This window comes from Chryseobacterium sp. W4I1 (assembly GCF_030816115.1).
Lineage (GTDB): Bacteria > Bacteroidota > Bacteroidia > Flavobacteriales > Weeksellaceae > Chryseobacterium.
On sequence record NZ_JAUSXQ010000001.1, the window covers coordinates 144,522 to 168,584 of the forward strand.

General features: G+C 36.9%; 22 protein-coding genes and 1 pseudogene. 18 read left to right on the forward strand and 5 right to left on the reverse strand.

The window, feature by feature from the left end; all coding sequences use genetic code 11:
• Positions 1–21 precede the first annotated feature (21 nt).
• The 3 genes from QF044_RS00755 to QF044_RS00765 are packed head-to-tail and all read left to right on the forward strand — an operon-like array spanning position 22 to position 3,233.
• Complete coding sequence (locus QF044_RS00755) at positions 22–1,566, forward strand: DUF6493 family protein (protein ID WP_307262501.1); 1,545 nt, start codon at positions 22–24, stop codon at positions 1,564–1,566.
• Positions 1,542–1,886 carry a DUF6493 family protein gene (locus QF044_RS00760; protein ID WP_307271892.1) on the forward strand — a complete coding sequence of 115 codons (345 nt, stop codon included), beginning with the start codon at positions 1,542–1,544 and terminating at the stop codon, positions 1,884–1,886. The genes QF044_RS00755 and QF044_RS00760 overlap by 25 nt, the downstream gene beginning before the upstream one ends.
• 3 nt (positions 1,887–1,889) lie before the next feature.
• Positions 1,890–3,233: an SWIM zinc finger family protein gene (locus tag QF044_RS00765; RefSeq protein ID WP_307262504.1), complete on the forward strand. Its 1,344-nt coding sequence runs from the start codon at positions 1,890–1,892 to the stop codon at positions 3,231–3,233.
• Positions 3,234–3,272: 39 nt separating this feature from the next.
• On the opposite strand, the gene QF044_RS00770 is transcribed toward QF044_RS00765, so the two are convergent.
• Positions 3,273–3,719 (reverse strand): VOC family protein, encoded by a 447-nt coding sequence (locus tag QF044_RS00770; RefSeq protein WP_307262507.1) that lies wholly within the window; start codon positions 3,717–3,719, stop codon positions 3,273–3,275.
• A gap of 459 nt (positions 3,720–4,178) precedes the next feature.
• Here QF044_RS00770 and QF044_RS00775 point away from each other — a divergent pair, with 459 nt between their 5' ends.
• The 3 genes from QF044_RS00775 to QF044_RS00785 all read left to right on the forward strand — a co-directional run bounded on the left by QF044_RS00775 (position 4,179) and on the right by QF044_RS00785 (position 6,978).
• Positions 4,179–5,696: a TROVE domain-containing protein gene (locus QF044_RS00775; RefSeq protein WP_307262509.1), complete on the forward strand. Its 1,518-nt coding sequence runs from the start codon at positions 4,179–4,181 to the stop codon at positions 5,694–5,696.
• Between the two features lie 60 nt (positions 5,697–5,756).
• On the forward strand, positions 5,757–6,458 hold the full coding sequence (locus QF044_RS00780; RefSeq protein WP_307262512.1) for a hypothetical protein: 702 nt from the start codon (positions 5,757–5,759) through the stop codon (positions 6,456–6,458).
• 283 nt (positions 6,459–6,741) lie between these two features.
• Positions 6,742–6,978 carry a phosphate ABC transporter substrate-binding protein gene (locus QF044_RS00785; RefSeq protein WP_307262514.1) on the forward strand — a complete coding sequence of 79 codons (237 nt, stop codon included), beginning with the start codon at positions 6,742–6,744 and terminating at the stop codon, positions 6,976–6,978.
• An 870-nt stretch (positions 6,979–7,848) separates the two neighbouring features.
• Here the strand turns inward: QF044_RS00785 and QF044_RS00790 are convergent.
• Entirely contained in the window at positions 7,849–8,196 is a 348-nt protein-coding gene (locus tag QF044_RS00790) for a helix-turn-helix domain-containing protein (protein ID WP_307262516.1), read from the reverse strand.
• An 11-nt stretch (positions 8,197–8,207) separates the two neighbouring features.
• Complete coding sequence (locus QF044_RS00795) at positions 8,208–8,639, reverse strand: transposase (protein WP_307262518.1); 432 nt, start codon at positions 8,637–8,639, stop codon at positions 8,208–8,210.
• A gap of 618 nt (positions 8,640–9,257) precedes the next feature.
• Here QF044_RS00795 and QF044_RS00800 point away from each other — a divergent pair.
• The gene (locus QF044_RS00800; protein WP_307262521.1) at positions 9,258–10,796 is read left to right on the forward strand and encodes a SulP family inorganic anion transporter; all 1,539 of its coding nucleotides are present in this window, start codon (positions 9,258–9,260) and stop codon (positions 10,794–10,796) included.
• 298 nt (positions 10,797–11,094) lie between these two features.
• Here QF044_RS00800 and fusA read toward each other — a convergent pair whose 3' ends face one another.
• Positions 11,095–13,161, reverse strand: a complete 2,067-nt coding sequence (gene fusA, locus QF044_RS00805) for an elongation factor G (RefSeq protein ID WP_307262523.1) — start codon at positions 13,159–13,161, stop codon at positions 11,095–11,097.
• Positions 13,162–13,657: 496 nt separating this feature from the next.
• Between fusA and QF044_RS00810 the strand changes: the two genes are divergently transcribed.
• From QF044_RS00810 to QF044_RS00840, 7 genes are all read left to right on the forward strand, one after another.
• The gene (locus tag QF044_RS00810) at positions 13,658–14,326 is read left to right on the forward strand and encodes an HAD family hydrolase (protein WP_307262526.1); all 669 of its coding nucleotides are present in this window, start codon (positions 13,658–13,660) and stop codon (positions 14,324–14,326) included.
• Positions 14,327–14,333: 7 nt separating this feature from the next.
• Positions 14,334–15,158: a phosphoribosyltransferase family protein gene (locus tag QF044_RS00815; RefSeq protein WP_307262528.1), complete on the forward strand. Its 825-nt coding sequence runs from the start codon at positions 14,334–14,336 to the stop codon at positions 15,156–15,158.
• A complete protein-coding gene (locus tag QF044_RS00820) occupies positions 15,148–15,705 on the forward strand; it encodes a TerD family protein (RefSeq protein WP_307262531.1) in 558 nt (185 codons plus the stop codon). The genes QF044_RS00815 and QF044_RS00820 overlap by 11 nt, the downstream gene beginning before the upstream one ends.
• 2 nt (positions 15,706–15,707) lie before the next feature.
• The gene (locus QF044_RS00825) at positions 15,708–16,877 is read left to right on the forward strand and encodes a toxic anion resistance protein (protein WP_307262534.1); all 1,170 of its coding nucleotides are present in this window, start codon (positions 15,708–15,710) and stop codon (positions 16,875–16,877) included.
• A 16-nt stretch (positions 16,878–16,893) separates the two neighbouring features.
• Positions 16,894–17,841, forward strand: a complete 948-nt coding sequence (locus tag QF044_RS00830) for a hypothetical protein (RefSeq protein ID WP_307262536.1) — start codon at positions 16,894–16,896, stop codon at positions 17,839–17,841.
• Between the two features lie 72 nt (positions 17,842–17,913).
• Positions 17,914–18,522 (forward strand): TerD family protein, encoded by a 609-nt coding sequence (locus QF044_RS00835; RefSeq protein WP_307262538.1) that lies wholly within the window; start codon positions 17,914–17,916, stop codon positions 18,520–18,522.
• Positions 18,523–18,697: 175 nt separating this feature from the next.
• Complete coding sequence (locus QF044_RS00840; protein ID WP_307262540.1) at positions 18,698–19,738, forward strand: TerC/Alx family metal homeostasis membrane protein; 1,041 nt, start codon at positions 18,698–18,700, stop codon at positions 19,736–19,738.
• 130 nt (positions 19,739–19,868) lie between these two features.
• Here QF044_RS00840 and QF044_RS00845 read toward each other — a convergent pair whose 3' ends face one another.
• Positions 19,869–20,879, reverse strand: a complete 1,011-nt coding sequence (locus QF044_RS00845; RefSeq protein ID WP_307262542.1) for a catalase — start codon at positions 20,877–20,879, stop codon at positions 19,869–19,871.
• A gap of 357 nt (positions 20,880–21,236) precedes the next feature.
• On the opposite strand from QF044_RS00845, the gene QF044_RS00850 reads away from it, so the two are divergent.
• From QF044_RS00850 to QF044_RS00865, 4 genes and pseudogenes are all read left to right on the forward strand, one after another.
• Positions 21,237–21,671 carry an FKBP-type peptidyl-prolyl cis-trans isomerase gene (locus QF044_RS00850; protein WP_307262545.1) on the forward strand — a complete coding sequence of 145 codons (435 nt, stop codon included), beginning with the start codon at positions 21,237–21,239 and terminating at the stop codon, positions 21,669–21,671.
• Positions 21,672–21,902: 231 nt separating this feature from the next.
• A complete protein-coding gene (locus tag QF044_RS00855; RefSeq protein WP_307262547.1) occupies positions 21,903–22,853 on the forward strand; it encodes a hypothetical protein in 951 nt (316 codons plus the stop codon).
• Between the two features lie 66 nt (positions 22,854–22,919).
• Positions 22,920–23,330 (forward strand): Rrf2 family transcriptional regulator, encoded by a 411-nt coding sequence (locus QF044_RS00860; RefSeq protein WP_307262549.1) that lies wholly within the window; start codon positions 22,920–22,922, stop codon positions 23,328–23,330.
• 59 nt (positions 23,331–23,389) lie between these two features.
• Positions 23,390–24,044 (forward strand): annotated as a pseudogene (locus QF044_RS00865) (NAD(P)-dependent oxidoreductase).
• Positions 24,045–24,063: the final 19 nt, after the last annotated feature.

The window sequence follows — 24,063 nt, forward strand, 5'->3', positions numbered from 1 at the left end:
TCACATTTCCTTCCTAATCTCTTGAGTTCAGAGGTAAAAACAGTTGTGGCAGCCAGCCTGGCCGTAACGGAAAAGATCTTTCAGAAAAAGAAAAAAGACACAGAAAATCTCGGAATGGCTTTGAGTGCGGCATTTGTAAGCAAAGACGAAAGTATACAGAACAAGGCGGCGAAAATCATTCAGAAGTATATTCCTGTTTCAGAAGAAATGAAGGAAGCACTGTCTGATTACTCAGATAATATTCTGACTAATATCAGACCTATGCTGTCTTCTTATATTGAAGATAAACAATCGGAACTTGATATTGTTAAGCCTGAAAAACTAGAGCTTATTAGTGAAGAAAGTCTCTTGCATGGGCCGGAAAGCTTTGAAGACCTGATGTTTTTCCTTCCACAGGCCATAGAAAATCCAGGAACTTACTATTACGATCTGGCATTAGCGGGGCTTGTCCGTTTTGCTGATAAAGCCGATGATGAATCTGTTAAACTTTTTGAACCTGTATTTCAAAAAGCCTGTAAAACCATAATGAAATGGGAAGCGCATCAATTCAATATGTTATTGTGCAATCTTATCATTAATTATGGGCTTTCACTGTTAGAAAAATTTCCTGTTCAGCTTAAGAATGTGGAGAAGATATATAAAAAGACCAGAGAGGATGAAGCTACAAAGGAATCTTATTTCAATTATCATAAAAAACTGGAAGCTACTGAAGATATCTATGCCGGAGGCTTGGCTATGGAGCCGTTCAAGCATATTGCTGTACTTGTTTTTAATAAAATAATTTCAGGAGATAAAATCCCGTTGCTGTCTACAGTAACCCATGAGCCATGCTGGATAAACCCTGAAGTTTTGATTGAACGATTTGAAATATACCAGAACGAAAACAGAATACCTGATGATCTTGATGTGCAGCTTGCTTTACAACGCTGTTCCCTGGAAAGAACTTCAGATATTCTTAAGCTGGCCGAAAAAAAATTAAAAGGCGAATATAAAGATCTTCTTCTTTTCTTTTTTGATAAAAATGCAGCTCCAAAAGGAATATTTGAACATCCGTCATGGTGGATGACAGCTGGAATTACCCGATCCCCGGAAAGAGTCTTTGAAGAATTTAAAAGCTTCGGCTACAATACCATTCCAAAAGAATTTTTGACCGGTATTTATGATTGGAAAACGATTGACAGTAAAAAGAACTCCTATTATCCTGTTGAGCTCAATATTTTCATCCCTGTATATCATTTTGAAAAGAGAAAAGATCACCTCTTTTTAGAATATTTTATAGCAGAACAAAAACATTTTTCCGAAATTCCGTGCTTCATCTGGAGTTTTCCCAATACCCTGGGAAATATATTGGCAAAGATTGTTAAAAACTGTCTCTTCTACTCCGGAATAGCAGAGGTTTATGAAAGAAACCTTGTCCTGAATACAGCTCAGGCTCTGCATCAGATGAAAAAGCCCCTGGATGCTATGGGATATCTCTTTCTGGGGGAACCATCCTTCTTGATGGGGACAAAGTTATTCGTGGAACAGCAGCTGAAATATGGCTGGAGCATGTTTCTTATAAAGTAATGGATAATGCACGTCTGGGACAGGTAATAGGCCTGCATGAGAAGCTGGAGTGGGCACCTGTCAAAAGATTTACAGATCTTGTACAGCATCAGATGCTCAATGTCAGTAAGGATCATAATTTAGCGCTGGAGCAGCTTCTTACCCACATGCTGCTCCAGATGGAAAATCCTGTTACCAATCTTAAAAAGATATTAGATATTTATCATGAAGTTTTGGCCCTAAACCAGTCAGAAGCTGATAAAAACTTAAAAGAAAAACTGAACATCTGGAAGGAAAATTCCAGTCTGAAAAAAATCTGCAATCTTCTTCTAAAAAAATAAATTATGGAAGATATGCTAATTTACAATTATCAGAGACCATCGTCTTTGATAAAAAAAGATGCATCTGAAGAATTATTTCTGTCCAGGTACAGTGAAATTCAGAAGAATGCTGATGCTCCCTGTTTTTTCTGGGGCGATGTGAGGCAGCCGTTTATATTGGCACGGTGCCTCATCACACTTTCAAATATTGTGAAATCCAGTTTCAATATGTCTCCGTTTCAGTTGGCATTGCTTAAAGATCCTATTGCTACTGCAGGAAACAACAGGCTTCGTTTTGAGGGGTTTTCCCATTGTGCAGGAGTGTACGCAAGAGTAGATGTGTTACCTGACGGACTTCATGGTGAGTTCCTGGAAAATGGAACTACGAATGTAGATTTTAATCAGCCGATGATTACTGCGTTGGGAAGCATTCGGTCCAATGAGAAAATAATGCTTTCTGTGGGAGAAAAAGAAGTAGGACTTTACAAAGAAGAAGAAAAAATCGTGGAAAGAAAAGTTCCGCTGCCTGTAAAATGGATCAAAGGACTTAGTACCGTTCAGATTTATCTTTCTGAATCAGAAAAAAGGCTCTGCTTCAATAAAATTCAGACTCAGCAGCTGTTCAGGGGAATACCGAAAGGCATTGTGAAATCAGATTATTATTTGATTATCAGAGGAAATAAACCGATGTTTTCACCCGTAAAATCGGCAGATGCCGTATGTATTGGAGGGCTTCACAGACTGAGACTTCTGGAATCTCTTTTACCTTATATTGATCAGATGCAGGTATTTTCGCATGTTGATATGCAGTCTACCACGTGGCAGTTGTATATGGGAAACATAAGATTCAGCTTTTCATTGTCAAGGGAAAGTTGGAGAGGCTTTTCCGGAGAGGGAGCTGTTTTAGACAGCCTGATCGATGATATTTCCGATGAATGGATTGATGCACTGGATAAATATGCTTATGCGAATCAGTCTTTTAATCCTTTCACTTTTGCTGTGGAGGAAAATATAAGTCTTAAAACAACAGATAACCTTACAGGAAGACTGGCTGCCATGGGACTTTTAGGCTACGATCTTGATGATCATGGATTTTTCTACCGAAGATTGCCTTTTAAACTTAACCGGATTATCGGATTGAATCCAAGGATGAAAAATGCAGAAAAGCTTATTGCAGAACGAAAGGTGGAGATCTTAAATAAAAGTTTAGCCAGAACAGAAGCCAGAGTAGAAGGAACCGGAGTACATCATACTGTAATTATCGATAATGGTAAAGAGCGCTGTACCTGTGAATGGTTCAGTAAATACCAGGGCGAAAGAGGACCTTGCAAACATGTTCTTGCCGTAAAGAAATTAGTACATACTTAATAAAAAAGGACAGCTTGAAAATAAGTCTGTCCTTTTTATTTATTGATGTTTCATCCATTCTTCGTAAGAAATAACACCCAGTTCGGGTTTTCCTTCACCTTCAAGGATAGAAATAAACTCAAGTTGATTGCCGTCCGGATCATTGAAATAAATAGCCAGAGCAGGCATCCATGCAAAAACCATAGGCTCATCTATGCCGTCTTTCAGGAAGTTATAAGGCTTCAGATCTTTGTTTTTCAAAAAATCTACGGAATAATTTAAAATATCTTCTTTGCTGCTGGAGAAAGCAAAATGTCTTGGCTGCAGATTTTCTTTTTGTTCCCACAATCCCAGCATAAAATCTTTGCCTTCACCGATCCACAAAAATGCAATGGGACGTTTCTCATCCATATGAGCCAGTTTCAATCCCAATACTTCTGTATAAAACCGGATGGAATTTTCTAAACTGCTTACCTGAACATGGGTTTCATATAATCCTTTGATCATAATTTATTTCTTAATTGTTACAAAACTAAGCAACATCATCTGCATCATGTGGATTTACTGATTCCTTTAACAGAAATGAATGATAGAAAGTTTTTATGTAAAAGATAAGATAAAAGTCTTACCGTTAAAGATCAATAGGAGCGGGCTTTAGCCCGCTTACAAGATGTATGGCATTGATCAGGCTTTAGCCAAAACTATACACTTAAACACAAACAACACAATATTTTCTAAAAATAACACAATTATCCGTGTACATCTGTGAAATCTATGGTTAAAAAATACCCTTCAAAGTCTTCCAATACGGATAAAATAAAAAAATAAATATTTCTTCAACATAAAAAAATAAAAAATCCGATAAAAATTATCTACGCAAAAAGAATGCGTAATACTGTTTTTACTTTGCATCAGAAATAAGAGAGGAAAGACGACTCAAGAAATGTTTAACAAAAACAGTAACTCATGAAATTTAATTTTTTAAACAAAGAAAAGAATACCGTAATGAACTACGAAGGTGCAAAGGCATTTACCATGACACCTGCTGAAGAATTATACAGTGCTGTTGTTACAACAGGATTATCCAGAACTTCTTATGAAAAAGGGAGCGATAGGTTGGTAAGAATTCAGTCTCTGATTAAAAAAAACGATCCGGAATTCGTAGCAAAGCTGGCGGTGTATGCAAGGAAAGATATGTACTTGCGTTCCATTCCATTGGTATTGACTGCCGAATTGGCAAAACAAACCTCCGGTACAGACTTAATCAGCAGAACGGTTGATGGTGTTATCCATAGAGCGGATGAGATCACTGAACTTTTGGCGTACTATCAAACGACGAATGAAAGAACAGAAATGAAAAAACTGAACAGACTTTCAAAGCAAATCCAGAAAGGTCTTGCGAAGTCTTTCAATAAATTTGATGAATATCAGTTTGCAAAATACAACAGAAAGGCAGAAGTAACACTTAGGGATGCATTGTTTCTGGTTCACCCAAAAGCAAAAGATAGAAATCAACAGGCTGTTTTTAATAAAATTGTGGGTGATACTTTGGAAACTCCCTACACGTGGGAAGTTGAACTTTCTGTATTAGGTCAGACCAAGTTTGCAGATGAAGCTGAAAAAAAGCTGGCTTTTAAAAATAAGTGGGAAGAATTGATCCTGAGCAATAAGCTGGGGTATATGGCGACGCTGAGAAACCTGCGAAATATTTTGGACTCAGAAGTTTCCTCTGGTGTGATGGCTAAAGTCTGCAGCTATTTATCTAATGAAAAAGCGGTCATCAATTCAAAGCAGCTTCCGTTCAGATTTTTAGCGGCTTACAGAGAATTGAAGGCTATGAAATCACCTTATCTGTCATCTGTTTTAGAAGCATTGGAAGATGCGGTGATGGTGAGTGCGAAAAATATCAAAGGTTTTGGTTTTGACACTTCGGTGGTGATCGCCGCAGATGTTTCAGGTTCTATGCAACAGCCTGTTTCTCCTAAAAGTAAAGTATTGCGTTACGATATCGGATTATTGATGTCTATGATTTTGCAGTCACAATGTAAAAATGTGATCACGGGTATCTTCGGCGATCACTGGCTAAGAGTTTCTATGCCTAAAAGCGGTATTTTGAGAAACGTCAATGCATTTTACAAACGTGAAGGTGAAGTAGGGTATTCTACCAACGGTTATCTGGTGATTCAAGATTTGATCGGAAAGCGAGAAAAGATAGATAAGATCATGTTGTTTACCGACACACAGTTGTGGAACAGCAAAAATGCCAAGTATTCATATGAAGATTCCTGGAATCGGTATAAAAAAATAGCTCCCGAAGCGAAATTATATATATTTGATTTAGCGGGTTACGGAAACCAGCCATTGGATGTGAGAAAAAATGACGTATATCTTATTGCAGGTTGGTCAGATAAGGTTTTCGATGTGTTGAATGCCGTGGAAGACAGAAAGTCTGCTGTACAATTAATTAAAAAAGTGGTGCTGTAAAAGGCACTGCTTTTTTAAAATAAACCGTCATTTGTAAATAACTAAATTAATATCAGGATTATGAATACAAGTTTTAATGAGTCTGCAAATAAGTCAATTACGAGTTTTACAAATCAATTAGATGTTTTTCAAAAGACGAATAGTTTAATTGAATACATTAAAACACATCTTAAAGTTATTGAAGATGACCTTGATTTTGATGTGTTTGATTTAGTAAAAAAATTAAATGATATTAGCTCATTAGTTAATATCGCTAATCTTGATTTAACAGTTATAAGTAAGATGTTATATGGTGCTTCAAATAACTGGGAAAAAATATTTCTGATTAAAAATGCTTATTTAACGATTTTTGAAACATTTAAAACGTATGATAAACACAGAAAATTTCTTAATGATGTTTCTACAATCACTTATCCGTTTTTAAAAGAGGAATTAAGGGAAGTAAATAATCTGATAAAGAAATTCAAAAATAAGTATAAATATGAAAGTGAAATGAGTGTTATTAGAAACAATATAAGTGGACATGTCAGTGATAATGTTGAATTATATTATAATACGATTATTAAGTTTGATGCTAATGAAACAGCTTTAATGATTGTTAGTTTCTTAGAAATAACTTTGAATCTTCAAAATTTTCTAACAACAATTTTATTGCAAGAACAGTTGAAAAAACATACTGAAGATATAATAGAAAAGACAAGATTGGAAATATCTGATTTGAAGAAAATTAATTCGTTAAAAAATTTGCAGAAGAGGCCATGAGAAAAAAACAAAACTATATATTAGTATTTAAAAATTCAAATAAAAATAAACTGCGTAAAAAGAATGCGCACTTCTAAAATAACTTTGCATTGTTATTTATCCAGTGCCGTAAAGAAAAAACTTTCTTCGACTTTTCATTGAACATCGTCTTTTCGCCAGATGCCTGGTAAAAACAGAACAATGCTGTACAAGTGAAAAGATAAAATATTTAAAATAAGTAACCATGAAAATGTATAAACCTTGTCTTAAAGGAACTGTGTATTGAGGTTAATTCTCAATAGACATGAAAAAATTCAAAACATTAAAACAATCTTTCGGGATCAATGAATACGAACTCATTGATTTTCCAAAGAAAATTTCCGGAATACAGATCTCAAGATTAAAGTATGGAAATAAAATGGGCTGTTCGTATTGCTTTCCGCATGGTATTGAAACGGTGAATTCATATCAGGAAAATTACCAGAGAAACTGGAAAAAATACAGAAAAACCCGTTGGAAAAATACAAAGCAGGTGCCGTAAAACAGAATTGCTTCGTTGGGTGACAGCAATACAGGTTCGAATCCTGTTCTGGAAACAGATGGCGTAAGGGTATCGCTCTGTCGTAAGTTTCTGTTTGGCCAAATGCCCTGATTACAAATAATCAAGTGTCGTTTTAGGATCATACTTCGGGATTTAGAAACATTGGGTCGCAGGTTCGAATCCTGCCTTTTCCCTCGAAAAGGAGAGGTAGCTCAGCTGGTAGAGCAAATGCACGGAAGATCCTTTCAATATTACCTTGATTTAAAAATAAAAAGCCAAGTGTCGGTTTGGAATCCTACTTCTATTGTTAAACGTTTAGGTCGCAGGTTCGATCCCTGCCTTCCCTGTTGTAAACGGGATTGTAGCTCAGCAGGTAGAGCAAAACGCAGAAAAGATTCTTTCATTATAACCTTGGCTACAATAAAAGAGTGCTGTAGAAAAGGCTTACTTCGAGTCGGAAAATTAGACCTGAAAATCTAAGAAAAATGCAATATACCTGAATAACAGTAAGGAGAAAGGTGCATGTCTGTCTTTTCGCCTTTTGCCTCTTTTTAATTAAAAAAATAAGCAAGTGCCGTAGAATAGTGTTACTTCGTTCATCACGACAGGGTCGCAGGTTCGAGTCCTGCCTCTTCCACTAAAAAAACACAGTCTGTCATAGGAAGAGTAGCTCAGTTGGTTAGAGCACGACTACACACTTTCAGCTGTTGCCTTGTTTTAATATAAAAGTGTCGTAAAGGAAAGTTACATCGTCACACATTTTGGGAAGAATAGTGAAGTCGGTCATTCCGGCAAGGCTATCCGGTTCGAATCCGGAAACGACAGCCCCTTACTTTTTTTGATCATTACCTTTTACAAAATGCCGGCGAATTATTCGCCGGCATTGCTTGCTTGTTCTATTTCCTCTTCGAAAGTCTTCTTCCAGTTCATAATCGTTGTTCTGCTGATCTTATATTTTCTGGACATATAACTCGTAGAAAAACCATGTTTTTGCTGATACTGCAAAAGCTTCAGCATTGTTTTCTTATCGTAAGTTTTGAGTTTCTGATTATTGATCTGGCTTTCCTTGGATTGCTCAAAAATCTTTTCATTAAAATTCAAGATATCTTCAGTCGTATTTAGCTTTCCCAGGAGTTCTTTGATCTTTGGATCCTTCAGTTTTTCCGGATGTTCAAGCTTCAGCATATCATAATATATCTTCTTGTAATTGGGACGCATAATAGGTTCTGTTATCCGTTAGTATTATCATTATTTTTCTGAATCCATCGGTGGAGCGTGCTTTTTGGAATGGAATATTCCTTAATAACTTCGCCATACGTCATTTCACCCGACAGAATCCTCTTCATAATAAAATCTTTGATCTCCTGGGTATAAATATTCTTTCTGAAATAGGGGATCTTATCTGATTTCTTCTGATTCTTGTTGACTGCAGAAGGTGGAGCATACAGGATAAGATGTGAGCTGTAAAGTCTGAAAAAATCATATTCCAGGAGTTTGCTCCATCTCAAAAGCAGTTCCGTATCTATAGATTTACTATTGTAGACATTGTCAATAAACCCTTCGTCCTTATTTAGAAAATTACAAATCCTATCCATTGGTATCTCATTCTCATCTACCATCTCCTTGATAAACTTTCCTATATGAATTTCTTTATATAACATTATTAATTGGGTACTATTTCTTGTTAAATCATGAATTGTATAAATAGGCAATAAACATCCTTACAGTCAGCAACGAGTCGTTTGAAAATATAGACGCTAAGAAGATTCCAGCGAAAGTAAGAGAGGGAATGATAAGATGAATGCCATACTCAGTATCTGTACGGCGGGGATTATGGATGGTCCACCAATGAATTGGTTTCTGGCTATGGATATTCTAAGAATATGCAGATACTTATTTACCATTCCACAGTATTCTTATTCAACTACTTAATTGCACCTCTTTCATGTCTCATACTTCTTTTCTGCTCTCCAGTACAAATAATATAACCTATTTAAGCTCCTTCATGCAGTTTTATTCGTGATACTTATTATTAATTTTTTTCACAGATCATGATATTCTGTGAATTTTAATTAATATCTATTTGTTTTTTTCAAATTTAAATAAAAATTGGAATCTTACCCCAAAAAACATATAAAAAATATCTATATAAATAAATTTTAATGAAAATTAACATATTAAATGCTCGAAAGTGTGAATTATTTTTTTTGTTAAGGTTCGTAAAAACACATAAAATACTAATTGTATAGCATTCTTCAAGTATATACCTTTGCAGTTCAATGAAAAATACCATAAGCTTATTCGATTTTTCGAAAAAAATAAATTATAAAAACGAACTTCTGGCTGGTTTTACAGTTGCCATGACCATGATTCCCGAATCTCTTTCCTTTGCAATTTTGGCGGGTCTTTCCCCACTCACCGGGCTGTATGCAGCCTTTATGATGGGACTTGTTACAGCAGTTTTAGGTGGGCGTCCGGGGATGGTTTCCGGTGGAGCAGGAGCTACCATTGTCGTATTGATTGCCCTGATAAAATCTCACGGGATAGAATATCTTTTTGCGGCTGTTGCCTTGGGCGGAATTTTCCAGATGCTGGTAGGCATTTTTAAGCTGGGGAAATTTGTAAGGCTTATTCCACAACCCGTCATGTATGGTTTTTTAAATGGTCTCGCGATCATTATTTTCATGGCCCAGGTAGAGCAGTTTAAAATAACAGACAGTTCTGGAATTTCCAGCTGGCTCCAAGGAGTTCCTTTATATATTATGGTTGGGCTCACGGCACTTACCATTGCTATCGTTTACTTTTTTCCAAAAATCACTAAAGCCGTTCCTGCATCTTTAGTCGCAATTATTATCGTGTTTGCTGTGGTTTTAGGTTTTAATATTCCTACTAAAACAGTGGCTGACATTGCCCATATCAGCGGAAGTCTTCCAAGTTTCCATATTCCTCAGATTCCTTTTACATTAGAAACATTGCAGATTATTTTTCCTTATGCAATTGTAATGGCAGGAGTGGGTCTTATAGAATCTCTTTTGACACTTTCCATGGTAGATGAGATCACTAATTCAAAAGGAAATGCGAACAAAGAATCTGTAGCTCAGGGAATTGCCAATATCACCAATGGGTTTTTCGGAGGAATGGGTGGATGCGCTATGGTAGCACAAACCCTCGTTAATCTCAATGCAGGCTCAAGAGCAAGACTGTCAGGAATTATTGCTTCCCTTATGATTCTTCTTATCATCCTGTTTGGTGCTCCTTTTATTGAAAGAATACCGATGGCTGCATTAGTTGGCGTTATGATGATGGTCGCTATAAGTACATTTCAGTGGGTTTCCATCCGTATTGTTAACAAAATGCCCAAATCCGATATTTTTGTTGGAATTACAGTAGCGCTGATTACCGTTATCCTTCATAATCTTGCGCTTGCGGTGGTGGTGGGTGTTATTATCGCAGCTCTTGTATTTGCATGGGATAATGCCAAAAGAATCCGCGCAAAAAAATCTATCGATGAAAACGGCATAAAATATTACGAAATATATGGGCCATTATTTTTTGGTTCAGCAACTGCTTTTACAGATAAGTTTGACCCCATCAATGATCCTGATGAAGTGGTTGTGGATTTCAGGGAAAGCAGGATCGTTGATATGAGTGCTATTGATGCCCTAGATAAATTGTCTAAGAAATACAGCCAGCAAAATAAAAAATTATACCTGCGCCACCTCAGTGAAGACTGCCGGAAAATGCTCAAAAACGCAGAAGCAGTTATTGAAGTCAATATTCAGGAAGATCCTACCTATAAAGTAATGCCGGAGAAGTAGGGGATTTAAGATTGAAAGATTTAAAAAATTTAAATATTAAAAGATTTACAGTCTGTCATCTGAGAAATCTGTGAGAGATAAGAATAACATTAATTTGTCAAAGAAAGCAAGAAGAAAGCCACCACGAAAGAAATCAGCGTTATCTGCTCAATCAGCGAGAAATAAAAAAGCATTCATATATTAGAAAAAGAAAGCGGTCGCAAAAAGAAATCTACAGCAAAAAATTCACAATTAACCATTCATATTTCACCAATAATAACCAAACAAGGACTGTAAATCAATTTACAGCCCTCGTTTTTTAGGTTATTAATGTATTGAAAATGAAATCAGGCACCAAAGCATAGTGCGATAATTTCATGCTGATTGAAGCTCTTCCACTCGTCAGCGTTCTCAGATCGGAAATATACCCGAACGTTGAGGACAAAGGAACTTCAGCCGTGAAAATTTTTCTTCCTGATCTTTCATCAATGGATGAAATAATTCCCCTTCTCCGGTTAATATCAGCAGTTACAGCACCTGTGTATTCTTCAATACTCTGGATCTCAACCTGCATGATGGGTTCCAAAAGCTTAGGACTGCATGATAAAGCAGCCGCTCTGAATCCGTCTCTCGCAGCATTTTCAAAATCAAATGCGCCAGAATCCTGAGGATGGAAAGAACCGTCCAGAAGTCTGATCTTCATACTTTCCAAAGGATAACCTTTTAAGGGCCCGTTTTCCATAGCTTCTCTAAAACCTTTTTCTACGGAAGGAATAAATTCACCCGGAATCACGCCTCCTTTGATCAGGTTGATGAATTCCAATCCGGGTTCATTATTTTCTCTTGGCCCGATTTCAAAAGTGATATCGGCAAACTGTCCGCTTCCGCCATTCTGCTTCGAAAGTTTTTCCCTGTGAGTCCTGGTTTCCGTTAAAATCTCACGGTAAGACACTTTAGGTTTCCCCTGATTGACTTCTATACCATGATTCAGGCGGATCTTTTCCAGAGTGACCTCAAGGTGAAGCTCGCCCAGACCGCTCAACAAAGTTTCTCCGGTCTGCCGGTCTCTTTCCACGACTAAAGAAGGATCCTCTTCCTGAATTTTAGCCAGCACCAAACCGAAAGATTTCTCATCACTATTCGTTTTAGGCTCAATCGAAACTCTGATCACAGGAGCCGGAATGGTAATCGCTTCCAGAAGGACAGGTTTCTCAACTGCGGATAAAGAATCTCCGGTTTTGGCATCCTTAATTCCTGTTAAAGCCACAATATCACCCGCTTTTCCTTCCTCTATCGATAACGTTTTGTCAGACTGCATCTTCAGAATTCTCGATATTCTGAAACTTTCTCCTGTTCTTACATTCAGAACCGTATCGCCGGATTTTATCGTACCGTAATACAGACGGAGCATGGCCAGTCTTCCCACATGTTTATCGATTAGGACTTTAAAAACAAGACCTGAAAAAGATTCTGTTTCATTTCTTGCCAATTCTACAGCTTCTTCTGTCTCGGGATCTTTACCCTGGATAGCAGGAAGTTGATCCGGTGCCGGAAAATAGGTAACTATTGCATCCAAAAGAGGCTGTACCCCTTTGTTTTTAAAGGCAGAACCACAAAGAACAGGAACCGCGGCTCCGGATCTGCAGACTTTCTGCAAAGCTTCAGTGATCATTTCCTCGGGAATGCTGTTTTCAGGATTCATGTAAACCTCAAAGAACGTTTCATCGTATTCCGCGAGGGTTTCCATTAATTTCATCCTGTATTCATCGGCATCCGCTTTGTGATCCTCAGGAATTTCCTTTTCAATAATGGTTTCTCCGTTTTCATCCATCCAGTACAAAGCTTTCTGTCTGATTAAATCAATCACTCCTTCAAACTGGTCTTCAGCTCCGATCGGGATTTGAAGTGCCATAGGAACTGCATTAAGCTTCGTTTCAATCTCCTTAAGAACGGCGAAGAAATCGGCTCCAATTCTGTCCATTTTATTGATGAAGCAAATCTTTGAAATTCTATGTTTTTCAGCCTGGAACCAAACATTTTCGGTTTGCGGCTGAACCCCTGAAGAGGCACAAAACACAGCCACAACGCTATCCAGAACCCTTAAAGACCGCTCGACTTCCACTGCGAAATCGATGTGTCCGGGAGTATCAATGATATTAATGTTATAAACCGTTTCCTCTTTCTTCCATTGTGTGGAAACTGCTGCAGATGAAATGGTAATTCCCCTGCTTTTCTCCTGGATATCTTTATCCATTGTGGTATTTCCATCGTCTACATTTCCGATCTTATGAATGAGGCCTGTGTAATAAAGAAGCCTTTCCGTTAAAGTGGTTTTTCCTGCATCTACATGCGCTATGATTCCTATATTTCTTGTGTTATATTTCATTTTGCTGAATTTAAATTGTTGATTTTTGAGAATACGGGTTTGGTATTCTCCTCGTTTTGAGGTCTGAAATAAGGCAGCAAAAAAGACCCATCTGAACAGATAGGTCTTCAATATATTTTTAGTAATAAAAGATCTAGGAACTATTCAGATAAATATTGATTGCTGCCAGAGTACACAGCTCTCACAGGGTTACTTAAAGTTATTATATTTATCATTGTTGTTGACATTATTGATTTTTAATCGGTTGCAAAATTAAATAAATTTTTGAATTATCAAAATTATTTTTGGTTAATTGAATTTAAACAAAGCATTAAGCCCAAACATAAATGTAGAAAAATAAGTAAAAATTCATAAAAATTTCTTAAAACAGAGAAGTACATTAGGCATTTATGAGAAAAATTTTATCTTTGGGAAGAATAGCCAAATTAAACACTTGTTGATGATTAATAATTAAATCTTTTTCAAGAAGCTAAATAAAACTTTTAACTTAAAACTATTGAAAACAGATATTGACATTCACAACCACTGTCATTTTTCCTTTGACTTGTGGCTCACCTTAATAAAATCTCACCCTGAATTCAAGCAAAAAAGAGTTGAGCTGTTCACCTCGTTTTTTGATGTAGATAAACCTATTGATAAGATTGCGAAAACCGTAAAATACTACGATGATCTCTGCAATACGATCAATGAAGTGACAGGAGGAAATATTGATACTTTTGAAATTTATTTAATGATCTTAGGATCATTGGATGTTGATATAAGACAGATAAATAATGAGAAGCTTGAGGGGTTTTATTTGAAAAGTGAAGAACTTTTTTTAGAATATAAGCCAGTTGTCATTTTTGAAAATATAAAAGAGTTTTTTGATCATATCAAAAATCAGGGAAAAACGGTGAATGTTTTAAGCAATACAGGATTTATCAAAGGAAGAACGATGCGGAAATTTCTGATTCAGGAAGAGCTGGATCAATACATAGATTTCCACATTTATTCTGATGAAATCAATATTTCCAAACCAAATCCTCTTATTTTTCAGGAAGTAAAAAACAACCTTAAAGACCAGGATCTTCCGATGCACCGGATCCTGCATGTTGGAGATAATCCGGTAGCAGATTATAAAGGGGCAAAAGACTTTGGCTTCAGTGCACACCTACTTAAACACTAATATTTATATGAATAAAAGATACAGCTTACACCACATTCATTCTGCAGATGAGTTCAGTTTCTCACCTGCAGAATACAGCTATTTTAAGTATGGCGATAAGTCGTATGCCGAAAAGTTTGCTAAAGAATTATTCAGCGGATTTATCGCAGAACATGCAGATCTTTTAAACACTGAAAAAGAGATCGTGGTTCTTCCAAGCCCGTATATGGCCATTCCTACGGCTTCTAATTTTTTATGTTTTTTCTTTAAAAAGCATCTGGATTTGTACCTCTTTCAGAAAGGAATGAGATCCAGTATTTTATCAAAGATCAACCGTAAACATACTTATATTACGGATTATGGAAACCTTAATTTTGAAGACCGTAAAAATCTGATTGCCAATGATACGTATTATATCGATAAGGATTTTTTACGGGGGAAACTTTGTATTTTTATAGATGATATAAAAATTACGGGAAGCCATGAATATACGGTGAACAGAATTTTGAACGAATATAAAGTAGAGGCAGATTTTATGTTCCTCTATTATGCGGAACTGATGAACTTTGACATTGATCCGAAGATTGAAAACCATTTCAATTATTATGCCGTGAAAAATGTAAAACACGTCGCAGAGGTAATGGGAAAGTCCAGTTTTGAATTTAATACAAGGATCGTGAAATATATTTTAGGCCTGGATTCAAGTAATTTTGACTATCTTACGTCTAAAGTAAAAAAGGAGCAGATGGACCTGCTTCTGGAGCTGGCAATCAGCAACAATTATCATTTAATAAAAGAATACGAAAATAACATCAATACTTTAACGCAAACGGAACTATATTATGGCTATTAACTTACAAAAAGGACAGAGAGAAAACATTAACGCACCTAAATTCACTGTAGGTTTAGGATGGGATATCAATAATACTTCTACAGGTACGGCATTTGACCTTGATGCATCTTTATTTTTGCTGGGCGATGACAAAAAATTAGTTTCAGACAATCACTTTATTTTCTATAATAATTTAGAATCTCCGGACAAATCTGTGATCCACACAGGAGACAATCTTACGGGTGAAGGTTCAGGGGATGATGAGCAGATCAAGATTGATCTTACAAAAATAGATTCAGCAATTCAGGAAATTACAGTAGTGGTAACCATCCACGATGCTGATGCAAGAAAGCAGAACTTCGGACAGGTAAGAAATTCTTTCATCAGAATTTTCAATACGGATACCAACGAAGAAATCCTGAAATATGAATTAGACGAGGATTTCTCTATTGAAACTGCTGTGGAATTCGGAAGAATCTACAACAGAAATGGAGAATGGAAATTTGAAGCTGTTGGGGCAGGACAGAGAGATGGCCTTGACAAATTCGTATCAATTTATCAAAAGTAATTATGGACAATCAGGAAAACCAACCAATAGATCCAATGGGATCCATTGAACCTCTTAAAACATTTGAGCCTGCTCCGATGGCGCCACCAAGTCAGCCTGTACAAAATACAGCACCGGCAGTTCTTGTGGACAAAGAAGGAAATGTAAATCTGACTCAGCTACAGGTAGAAGAACGTAAAAAATACGAGACTCTTGCCAATTCTATCGATGAGACCAATCCTGGTTCTATCGTGAATTATGGAGCAGAGCTTCAGAAAACTTTATCCAACCAGAGTGACAGTTTCTTAGGAAATGTAAGAAGATCCAACTCAGGAGAAGTGGGAGTACTTATTAATGATCTTTTAGTAGAATTGAACTATGTAGATGTTGATGAACTTCAGCAGAACAAAGTCAAAAGCTTTCTGAGTAAGATCCCGTTCATGAAAAAGGTCATGACGCAGGTGGAAAATCTGTTCGCAAAATATGATAAGATCATCAACAATATCGAGCAGATCGCTCATAAAGTAAATGCAGGGATCATCACTTCTACCAAAGATAATGCGGTTCTGCAAACTATTTTTGAAAGCAATGTGAATTCCATCAAAGCAATTGAAGAACTCGTGATTGCAGGAAATGTAAGAATGGAAAGAGCTGCCGGAGAATTGGCCCAAATGGAAGCCGATCCGCAGAATTATCAGGATTATCAGATCGCTGACAAAAGAGATTTCATCGCAAGATTAGACAGAAGAATGGCTGATCTTAAAGTGGTACGTATCATCATGATGCAGTCGCTTCCACAGATCAGGCTGGTACAGAACAATAACGTTTCTATTGCTGAAAAAGCACAGACCATCCTTACCACAACACTTCCGGTTTGGAAAAATCAACTTTCACTAGCTGTTGCGATGTACAGACAGCAGCAGAATATTGAAATCCAGCAGAAGGTATCTTCCACTACAGAAGCAATTCTGAAGAAAAATGCAGAACGTTTGGGTCAGAATTCTGTGAATGTAGCCAGAGCGAACGAACAGACCATCGTCTCTGTAGAAACATTGAGAGAAACAACTTCTATGTTGATCAACACCTTGAATGAAGTGAAACAGATCCAAAAGCAGGGTGCTGAAGGAAGAAGAAAACTGGATCAGGATCTTCAGACACTGGAACATGAATTAAAAGCAAACGTCAGAGGTTAAATAAGAGTATTCCACGGTGGGAGATGATGCAGCAACCATAATGTCTCAGAGCAGAAGAAGATTAACAAAGCTTAAACTTCTTGCTAATTTCTTTGAACATATTGCAATTATATCTATTTACATTAAAACAGATATTATTCACAATTTATTTCAGGAAAATAAAACTCTGGACTACAATAAGCTGGAACTTTTCCACCTGCAGTATACCGACAGCCTCATTGAACTTCTCACCAAAATAAAGCGGCAGAAGGAAAATGATATGCTGGCTGTCATTAACGAAATTGAGGTCAACAGCAAATATATTGAAGGTTTTGAAGAAAGACGCGTAGACAGTTTTCAGACCGACCGGAAGATGTACAGCGGTATATTTTCCCAGCATCTGAAAATGCTTTACAAAGACCTTACCGAAGATATTTTTACGGCAGACTGGAACAATGTGCTGTATTTCCATAAAAAATACGGCCAGGAATTCTATAGAACCAATGTGGATGAGGAACAGCTGAAATCCCAGCCCTTTCCCGCCTATCAGTATAGAGATTATGCGATAGAAAGGAAGCTGTTGGGCAGACTGAATATCCAGAGCTTTAAAGTACGGTTTGTCTGTGGTTATCTGATCGGGACAAATGAGTATGAACTTTTTAAAGTATTTCAGTTGGATGATCATTTTGTTTTCAGCATTGATGAAAAAAAACTCTACCTGTTTAATGGCGATCTTGAAAAACTTGATGTTTCCGAGAATCAGTCTAACCAGAGTTCGATTATCAATCAGTTGAAAAATAAAAATGAACTGCTGGAAAATTCTATGAATGAAAAGAAAAGAACGATTCCGGCAGAAGTAGAAAACGTGCTGAAAGATTATCTTAAAAACCTTGAAAATATAGATATTATGAGTAAGATATTCGATTTTGACGAAGAAACAAATATCCTGCGCGCAATGCTTAATTTAAATCTGAATAATAACTAATACGGAATTTGATGGGTAAATAGGCTGATAAGCACATTTATCTAAAATAAATAACAAACTAAACATACAAAGATGGCTATTAACTTACAAAAAGGTCAAAGAATCAACCTGAAAAAGGAAAACGGTGCTGAGCTTACCCAAGCTTGTATAGGAATCAATTGGGGAGCAATCGAGAAAAAAGGACTTTTCGGAACCAAAAAAGAAGCAGTAGACTTAGATGGAAGCTGTATTTTATTTGATTCAAACAAAACGCTTACAGAAGTAATCTATTTCGGAAACCTGAAATCAAGAAACGGTTCTGTAAAACACAGCGGTGATGACCTTACCGGAGATGTGAATGGAGATGATGGATTAGACAATGAAGTGATCACAGTAGATTTCAGTCAGCTGGAACCGAATGTAGAGCACGTTGCATTGGTACTGAACAGCTACCAGGGACAGGATTTCGGAACCATTCCTTTTGCTTCTATCCGTATCTATGAAGGAACGCCTACGAATGTAAGAGAGGTTTTCGCTAAATATGATATTGCCAACGATGCTTCTTTCAAAGGACACGTTGCCATGGTAATGGGTGTTTTCTACAAAAGAAACGGTGAATGGAAGTTCAATGCGATTGGAGATCCTACTTCAGACAGAAAATTGGAGCAAACGATTCAGACCGTTCAGGCCAATTATTTATAATCAATAGATAATCAATAAGAATGAGCTTTGGTTCATTCAGAAAAAATGAATAGTTTTACAGGACTGAGCGAAAACTTATTTATAAAATTGATATCAGAATAAAATCATTAAAAATTAGCAATATTTGTGCATATCGTACATCTATTGCTTTTATCATATAATAACATAAACTGAAGTGGAACATCACAGTATTTTAGAATTGCACCCTGGCTTGGTGTGGGGATTTGCGGTAACGGTCGTTATCATGCTGCTCCTGGATTTAGGAGTATTCAACAAAAAAAGCCATGAAGTATCATCCAAAGAAGCTACCATCTGGTCTATCGTATGGATTTCATTATCCATGATATTTTCAGGAGTAGTGTATTGGGTTTTCAATACAGACGGAAGTCCTGAAAGCCATGCCGTGGCCGTAGAGAAATTTACGCAGTATCAGGCCGCCTACTGGATTGAAAAGGCCCTTTCTGTGGATAACTTATTCGTATTTATCCTTGTTTTCGGGTTCTTTAAAGTTCCGAAATACCTTCATCACAAAGTTCTCTTCTGGGGAATTATCGGAGCCCTGATCTTCAGAGCAATATTTATCTTTGCCGGAGTAGGATTGATTAACCTGACCTACCTTCCTGAAATGAATATCTTTGGAAAAGCAGTTCAGATCAACGTAGTAATGGCTCTATTTGGTCTTTTCCTTGTGTATGCCGGGATTAAATCCTGGGGTGATGGCGATGGTGATGATGACGAAGACTATAGTGATACGGCAGGAGCAAGACTAATCAAAAGTTTCTGGAAAGTTTCCGATAATTATGATGGTGATAAATTCTTCACGATCCAAAACGGGATCAAGATGGCAACACCACTTTTAGTTGTAGTGGGAGTTATTGAATTTACTGACGTTCTTTTCGCAGTAGACTCAATTCCGGCGATCTTTGCGATCTCTAATGATCCGTTCATCCTTTATACATCGAACATTTTCGCCATCTTAGGATTAAGATCATTATATTTCCTATTGGCGAATTTCATTCACATGTTCAGCAAACTTCCTTATGGACTGGCGATTATCCTGTCATTTATTGGGGTTAAAATGCTGATCGCACCGTGGATTCATATTTCATCTCCGGTTTCATTAGGAATTGTAGGAGGGGTATTGGTAATCTCCGTTCTTGCTTCTATTATCTTCCCTGAAAAAGAAGATGACGAAAAAGAAACATTAGAAAAATAGTAAATATTTTTTATTGAAATACAAGCTCCTGAAGTCTATTCTTCAGGAGCTTTTTTATCTAAGTCCACTTATATCCTTTCCAGACTCCAGCTTCGTAATATTAATTTTTAACTTAATGTCAGATTATTGATCATTCATAATTTTTACCGTGCAGCAGTTTATTAATCTTCTTTCTCGTCTGCATAGAAACCTTATACGCTTCATCTCGCAGCCTCTGTATCTTTCCAACAGGCTGGAAAAAAACGTTGCTTTCAAATGGATTAAATGACAATAGCTCAATATTGCAGTCCCGGGAATCCAGAAGTTGGCCTTTATTTATTTTCACTTCCCCAATCTTTAGGTAAGGGGAATCTTTCCACTCCACATTAAGCTTATTAATAGGCTGATCTTTGAGATTATAACAAAACTGAATAAGTACATCAGCAGTATAATCATGCCCCTGAAAATAGTTTTTTACACTGTCTTTCATTTTTGATTTTATGCCGAAATTTTTATCTACAGATTTCGGTGTCAACTTTATCTTAATCATGTTATCCCCCAAGCGGTAAGCGCCTACAGAATGATAGTCAAATGACAGAATAAAATCATTCCTTTTACCCAATAGCTTAAGTATATTCCGGGCAAAAGATAAGGTGCAAACAGACGGAATTGTTTTTACAGCTTGGGCTGCCAGAGAAAAGAAGCTGCTCCATTTTTTAATGTAAAATCTATTGACAGCAGTAAATAGTTTCAAAAAATGAGAAACCGAATTCATGGGGAATAAAGGGAAGTTCACCAGTGGAAAATTGGCGATCAGTCCGCCGTTCTCACCTTTTACTTTTACTGCAAATCCGTAAGCAGGAATATCTTTTCCTGTGTTCTTAATTTTCAGGTTCGCATTGGAAAGTCTGATGGTCAGATCAAATTTGTCCCTGTCAAAAAACGGCAGAAGTTCCTCAGGAATATTTTTGTCGATTAAAAATGTACCGGTAGCTGCAGCATAGGTTTTTGCGTGGGCATTTCTGGTCGCATAATTGACATCACTTATCGAAGATGATTGTTCAACGAAATCTGCAATCGTTTTTTTATTGATTTCCAGAAGTGCTTTTTCCTCCTCATTAAGCTCATCAAATTTCTTATTATATTTTAGTGGTTGTGGCATTTAGTTTTTAAATTCAATTATAACGCCAAGTTTTTGAATCTGTGTTAACATAATATTAAAATTATTTGAATTTTGAGAAAGAGAAAGCAGTTTGAAAAAATAGTGTGATAGAGGAAGAAGGAAGTTGTTGTCAGTCTGTACATTAGCAGAAAGAATGGAGGAGGTTGGTTGGAAGATAGAGGAACTTCTGGTTTATCCATTAACCAAAAGGCCTGTAAATATATTTTTCTTAATTTTACATTAAACCCGCAACTAAAACCTTGTATCCCGTAACTGATACCACCTCTATAACTTCCATCCTCCGGGTCTCATCCTTCATCTTCTCAAAAACCCCTATCTTTGTAAAAAATATCAACAATGGGAGTAGCAGATATGTTATTTAAAAAGAAAAAGGAACTTGCAGAAAAGAACCTTAACGACGGTAAGGAATACATGGAGGAATATGGTAAAAGAGAAAGTGTTGTACAGCTGCCAAGCGGCTTGCAATATGAGATCATTACCGAAGGCGATGGTGCACAGCCGGGACCTAAATCCACAGTGAAATGCCATTACCACGGAACTACCATTTCAGGAAAAATTTTTGACAGCTCTGTAAAAAGAGGAACACCGGCATCATTCCCCTTAAACAAAGTCATTAAAGGATGGACGGAAGCTCTTCAGCTCATGTCTGTTGGAAGTAAATGGAGACTGATCATCCCTCCGCACTTGGCGTATGGAAATGAGCAGATCAGCAAAGAAATAGGACCTAATTCTACCCTTGTTTTTGAAGTGGAATTGCTGGATATAAAATAAGCAAGCTTAAAAATAGCTTAAAAATTTACCTGGATTCGGGTAAATTTTTTTATTTGTACTATATTCGTATGGATTAATTACAGAAGAAATAGCTTAAAATATATTGTTTTTCGTTTAAGGTTTTTAAAGAATATACAGCCCGCAGTTTTACAGTGTTAAATTTTATCGGAAATAAAATCCTTGCGCCTTTGTGATTAACCAACCCCATCACACAAAGAAAATATAAACTGAATGAAAAAACTCTTTTACCTTTTGGCAGTATTCAGCCTGATGGCTTCGTGTGTTTCCAAAAAGAATCAGGTCATAAAGCAGAATATCCTGACCCTGAAAGACAGTTATTGTAAAGCACCTTTTAAATATAACTACAGCAACAGGATCCCATCCTATAATTCTGATTCTATTTTGGCGGCCAATAAAGAACTGCAGGGAATGTTTTCTGATCAGAGCATCCTTATTTTGAATGCTTTGGATAATCTGGATGAGGTTCATCAGATTATTGATCTTAAAAAAGATTCTTCCATTGCTGCACAGGTCAAAGTATTACAGCTTAAAACAAAAATCAACAGTAAGATTACTATCGCCCTTACCGAACTGGATGCCGTTGCTGCGGAATTCGACTGTGAGGGTGAAAGGGTAGCGCAGATCGGCAATTATGTGGATAACCTCAATGATTCAAAAAATAACAAACTGATTCTGCTTTCCATTGTAACTGGAGCAGCTGCATCTGTGGCCGGAGGAATCATCAGTGACGGAGGCTGGAGCAATGCCGTTGACATCAGTGGGGGAGTCCTGGGAGCAGGCTTCGGGCTTGCAACCCTTAATCCAAAAGGAAAAAAAGTAGAATTTATTCATCAGAGAAACCTGTTGAGAGACATCTGGAGAGAAAAGCTGGAATCTCCGAATTTTCCGCCATTCATCTGGTATATGTATACAGAGAAAAAGTTTTCCAATAAAGAAAAACATTCCATTATCAGCAGTATGAAAGAAAGGTGGCTTCATTACCAGTTCGATGATGTTAAAGCCGCCGCCGACCAGTCCGTTATTTTCAGTGATGGAGGCTTTTACAGGGCGGATGATCTTCATAACCGTGCCGCCATGCTCAATCAGATGCAATCAGCAACGAGAACGATCAATCAGAACATCAATTACCTGTTGTTGGATTTGGATAAATTAATCCTTTAAGAAAAATTTAACTGTAATAATATTTGTTACAATTAAAAATTTGTATATCTTTGCCCTGTAATTAAAATGAACAATACAAGATTTGCTACGGCAATACATATTATGACCTTATTGGCAAAAAGTCCTCAGGAGTGGCTCACTTCTGAATGGATGGCCGGCAGCATCAATGTAAATGCGGTGATTGTAAGGAAGGAATTGAGTGTATTAAGAGAAGCAGGTCTCATTGCCAGCAGACAGGGAAAAGAGGGTGGAAGCCAGCTTGCAAAAAATGCTGACCAAATCACGATCTCCGAAATTTACAGAGCCGTGAAAAATACAGAAGTGTTAGGGAAGAAAAATCAAAATCCTAATCCGGCCTGTAGTGTGGGCAAAGAGATCAATGTTCATTTAAATACATTGTTTGAAGAAACAAATGAATTGGTTATCAGTTTTTTAGGGAATAAATCTCTGAAAGAATTTTCTGAACAGTTCGGGTAAAATTTTTTACCCTTAAATGTAACAATATTTATTACAATTTAATTTTAAAATAAAATATTATGAAAAAAGTAGCAGTAATTGGCGCAACAGGTTTTGTAGGAACCCAAATCGTAAATGAATTAGCAGGAAGAGGATACGCTGTGGAAGCTTTAGTAAGAGATGCGTCTAAAGTGGAATCAAAAGAAAATGTAACTGCCAGAAGTGTTGATGTAAACAATACGGACGAGCTGGCAGAAGCTCTGAAAGGAAGTGATGCCGTAATCAGTGCTTTCAACGCAGGATGGACGAACCCAAATCTTTATAATGATTTTCTGAACGGTTCCATTAATATTGAAAAAGGAGTAGAAAAATCAGGCGTAAAAAGACTGATAGTAGTGGGGGGAGCCGGAAGTCTTTATACACCGGATAATGTACAGATTGTAGATACACCTGATTTCCCTGAAGCTTACAAACCGGGAGCAACAGCAGCCAGAGATTATCTAAACAAGATCAAAGAAAACAATACACTGGACTGGACATTTTTCAGCCCTGCCATTGAAATGAACCAGGCGAATGTAGGAGAAAGAACAGGAAAATACAGAACATCTTTGGAAACTCCGGTTTTTGATGAAAACGGAAGAAGCCGTCTTTCGGTAGAAGATGTAGCCGCAGTTTTTGGTAGACGAACTGGAGCAGAATAACCACATCCGTGAACGTTTTACAGCAGCTTATTAATTCCATTAAAAAAATATAC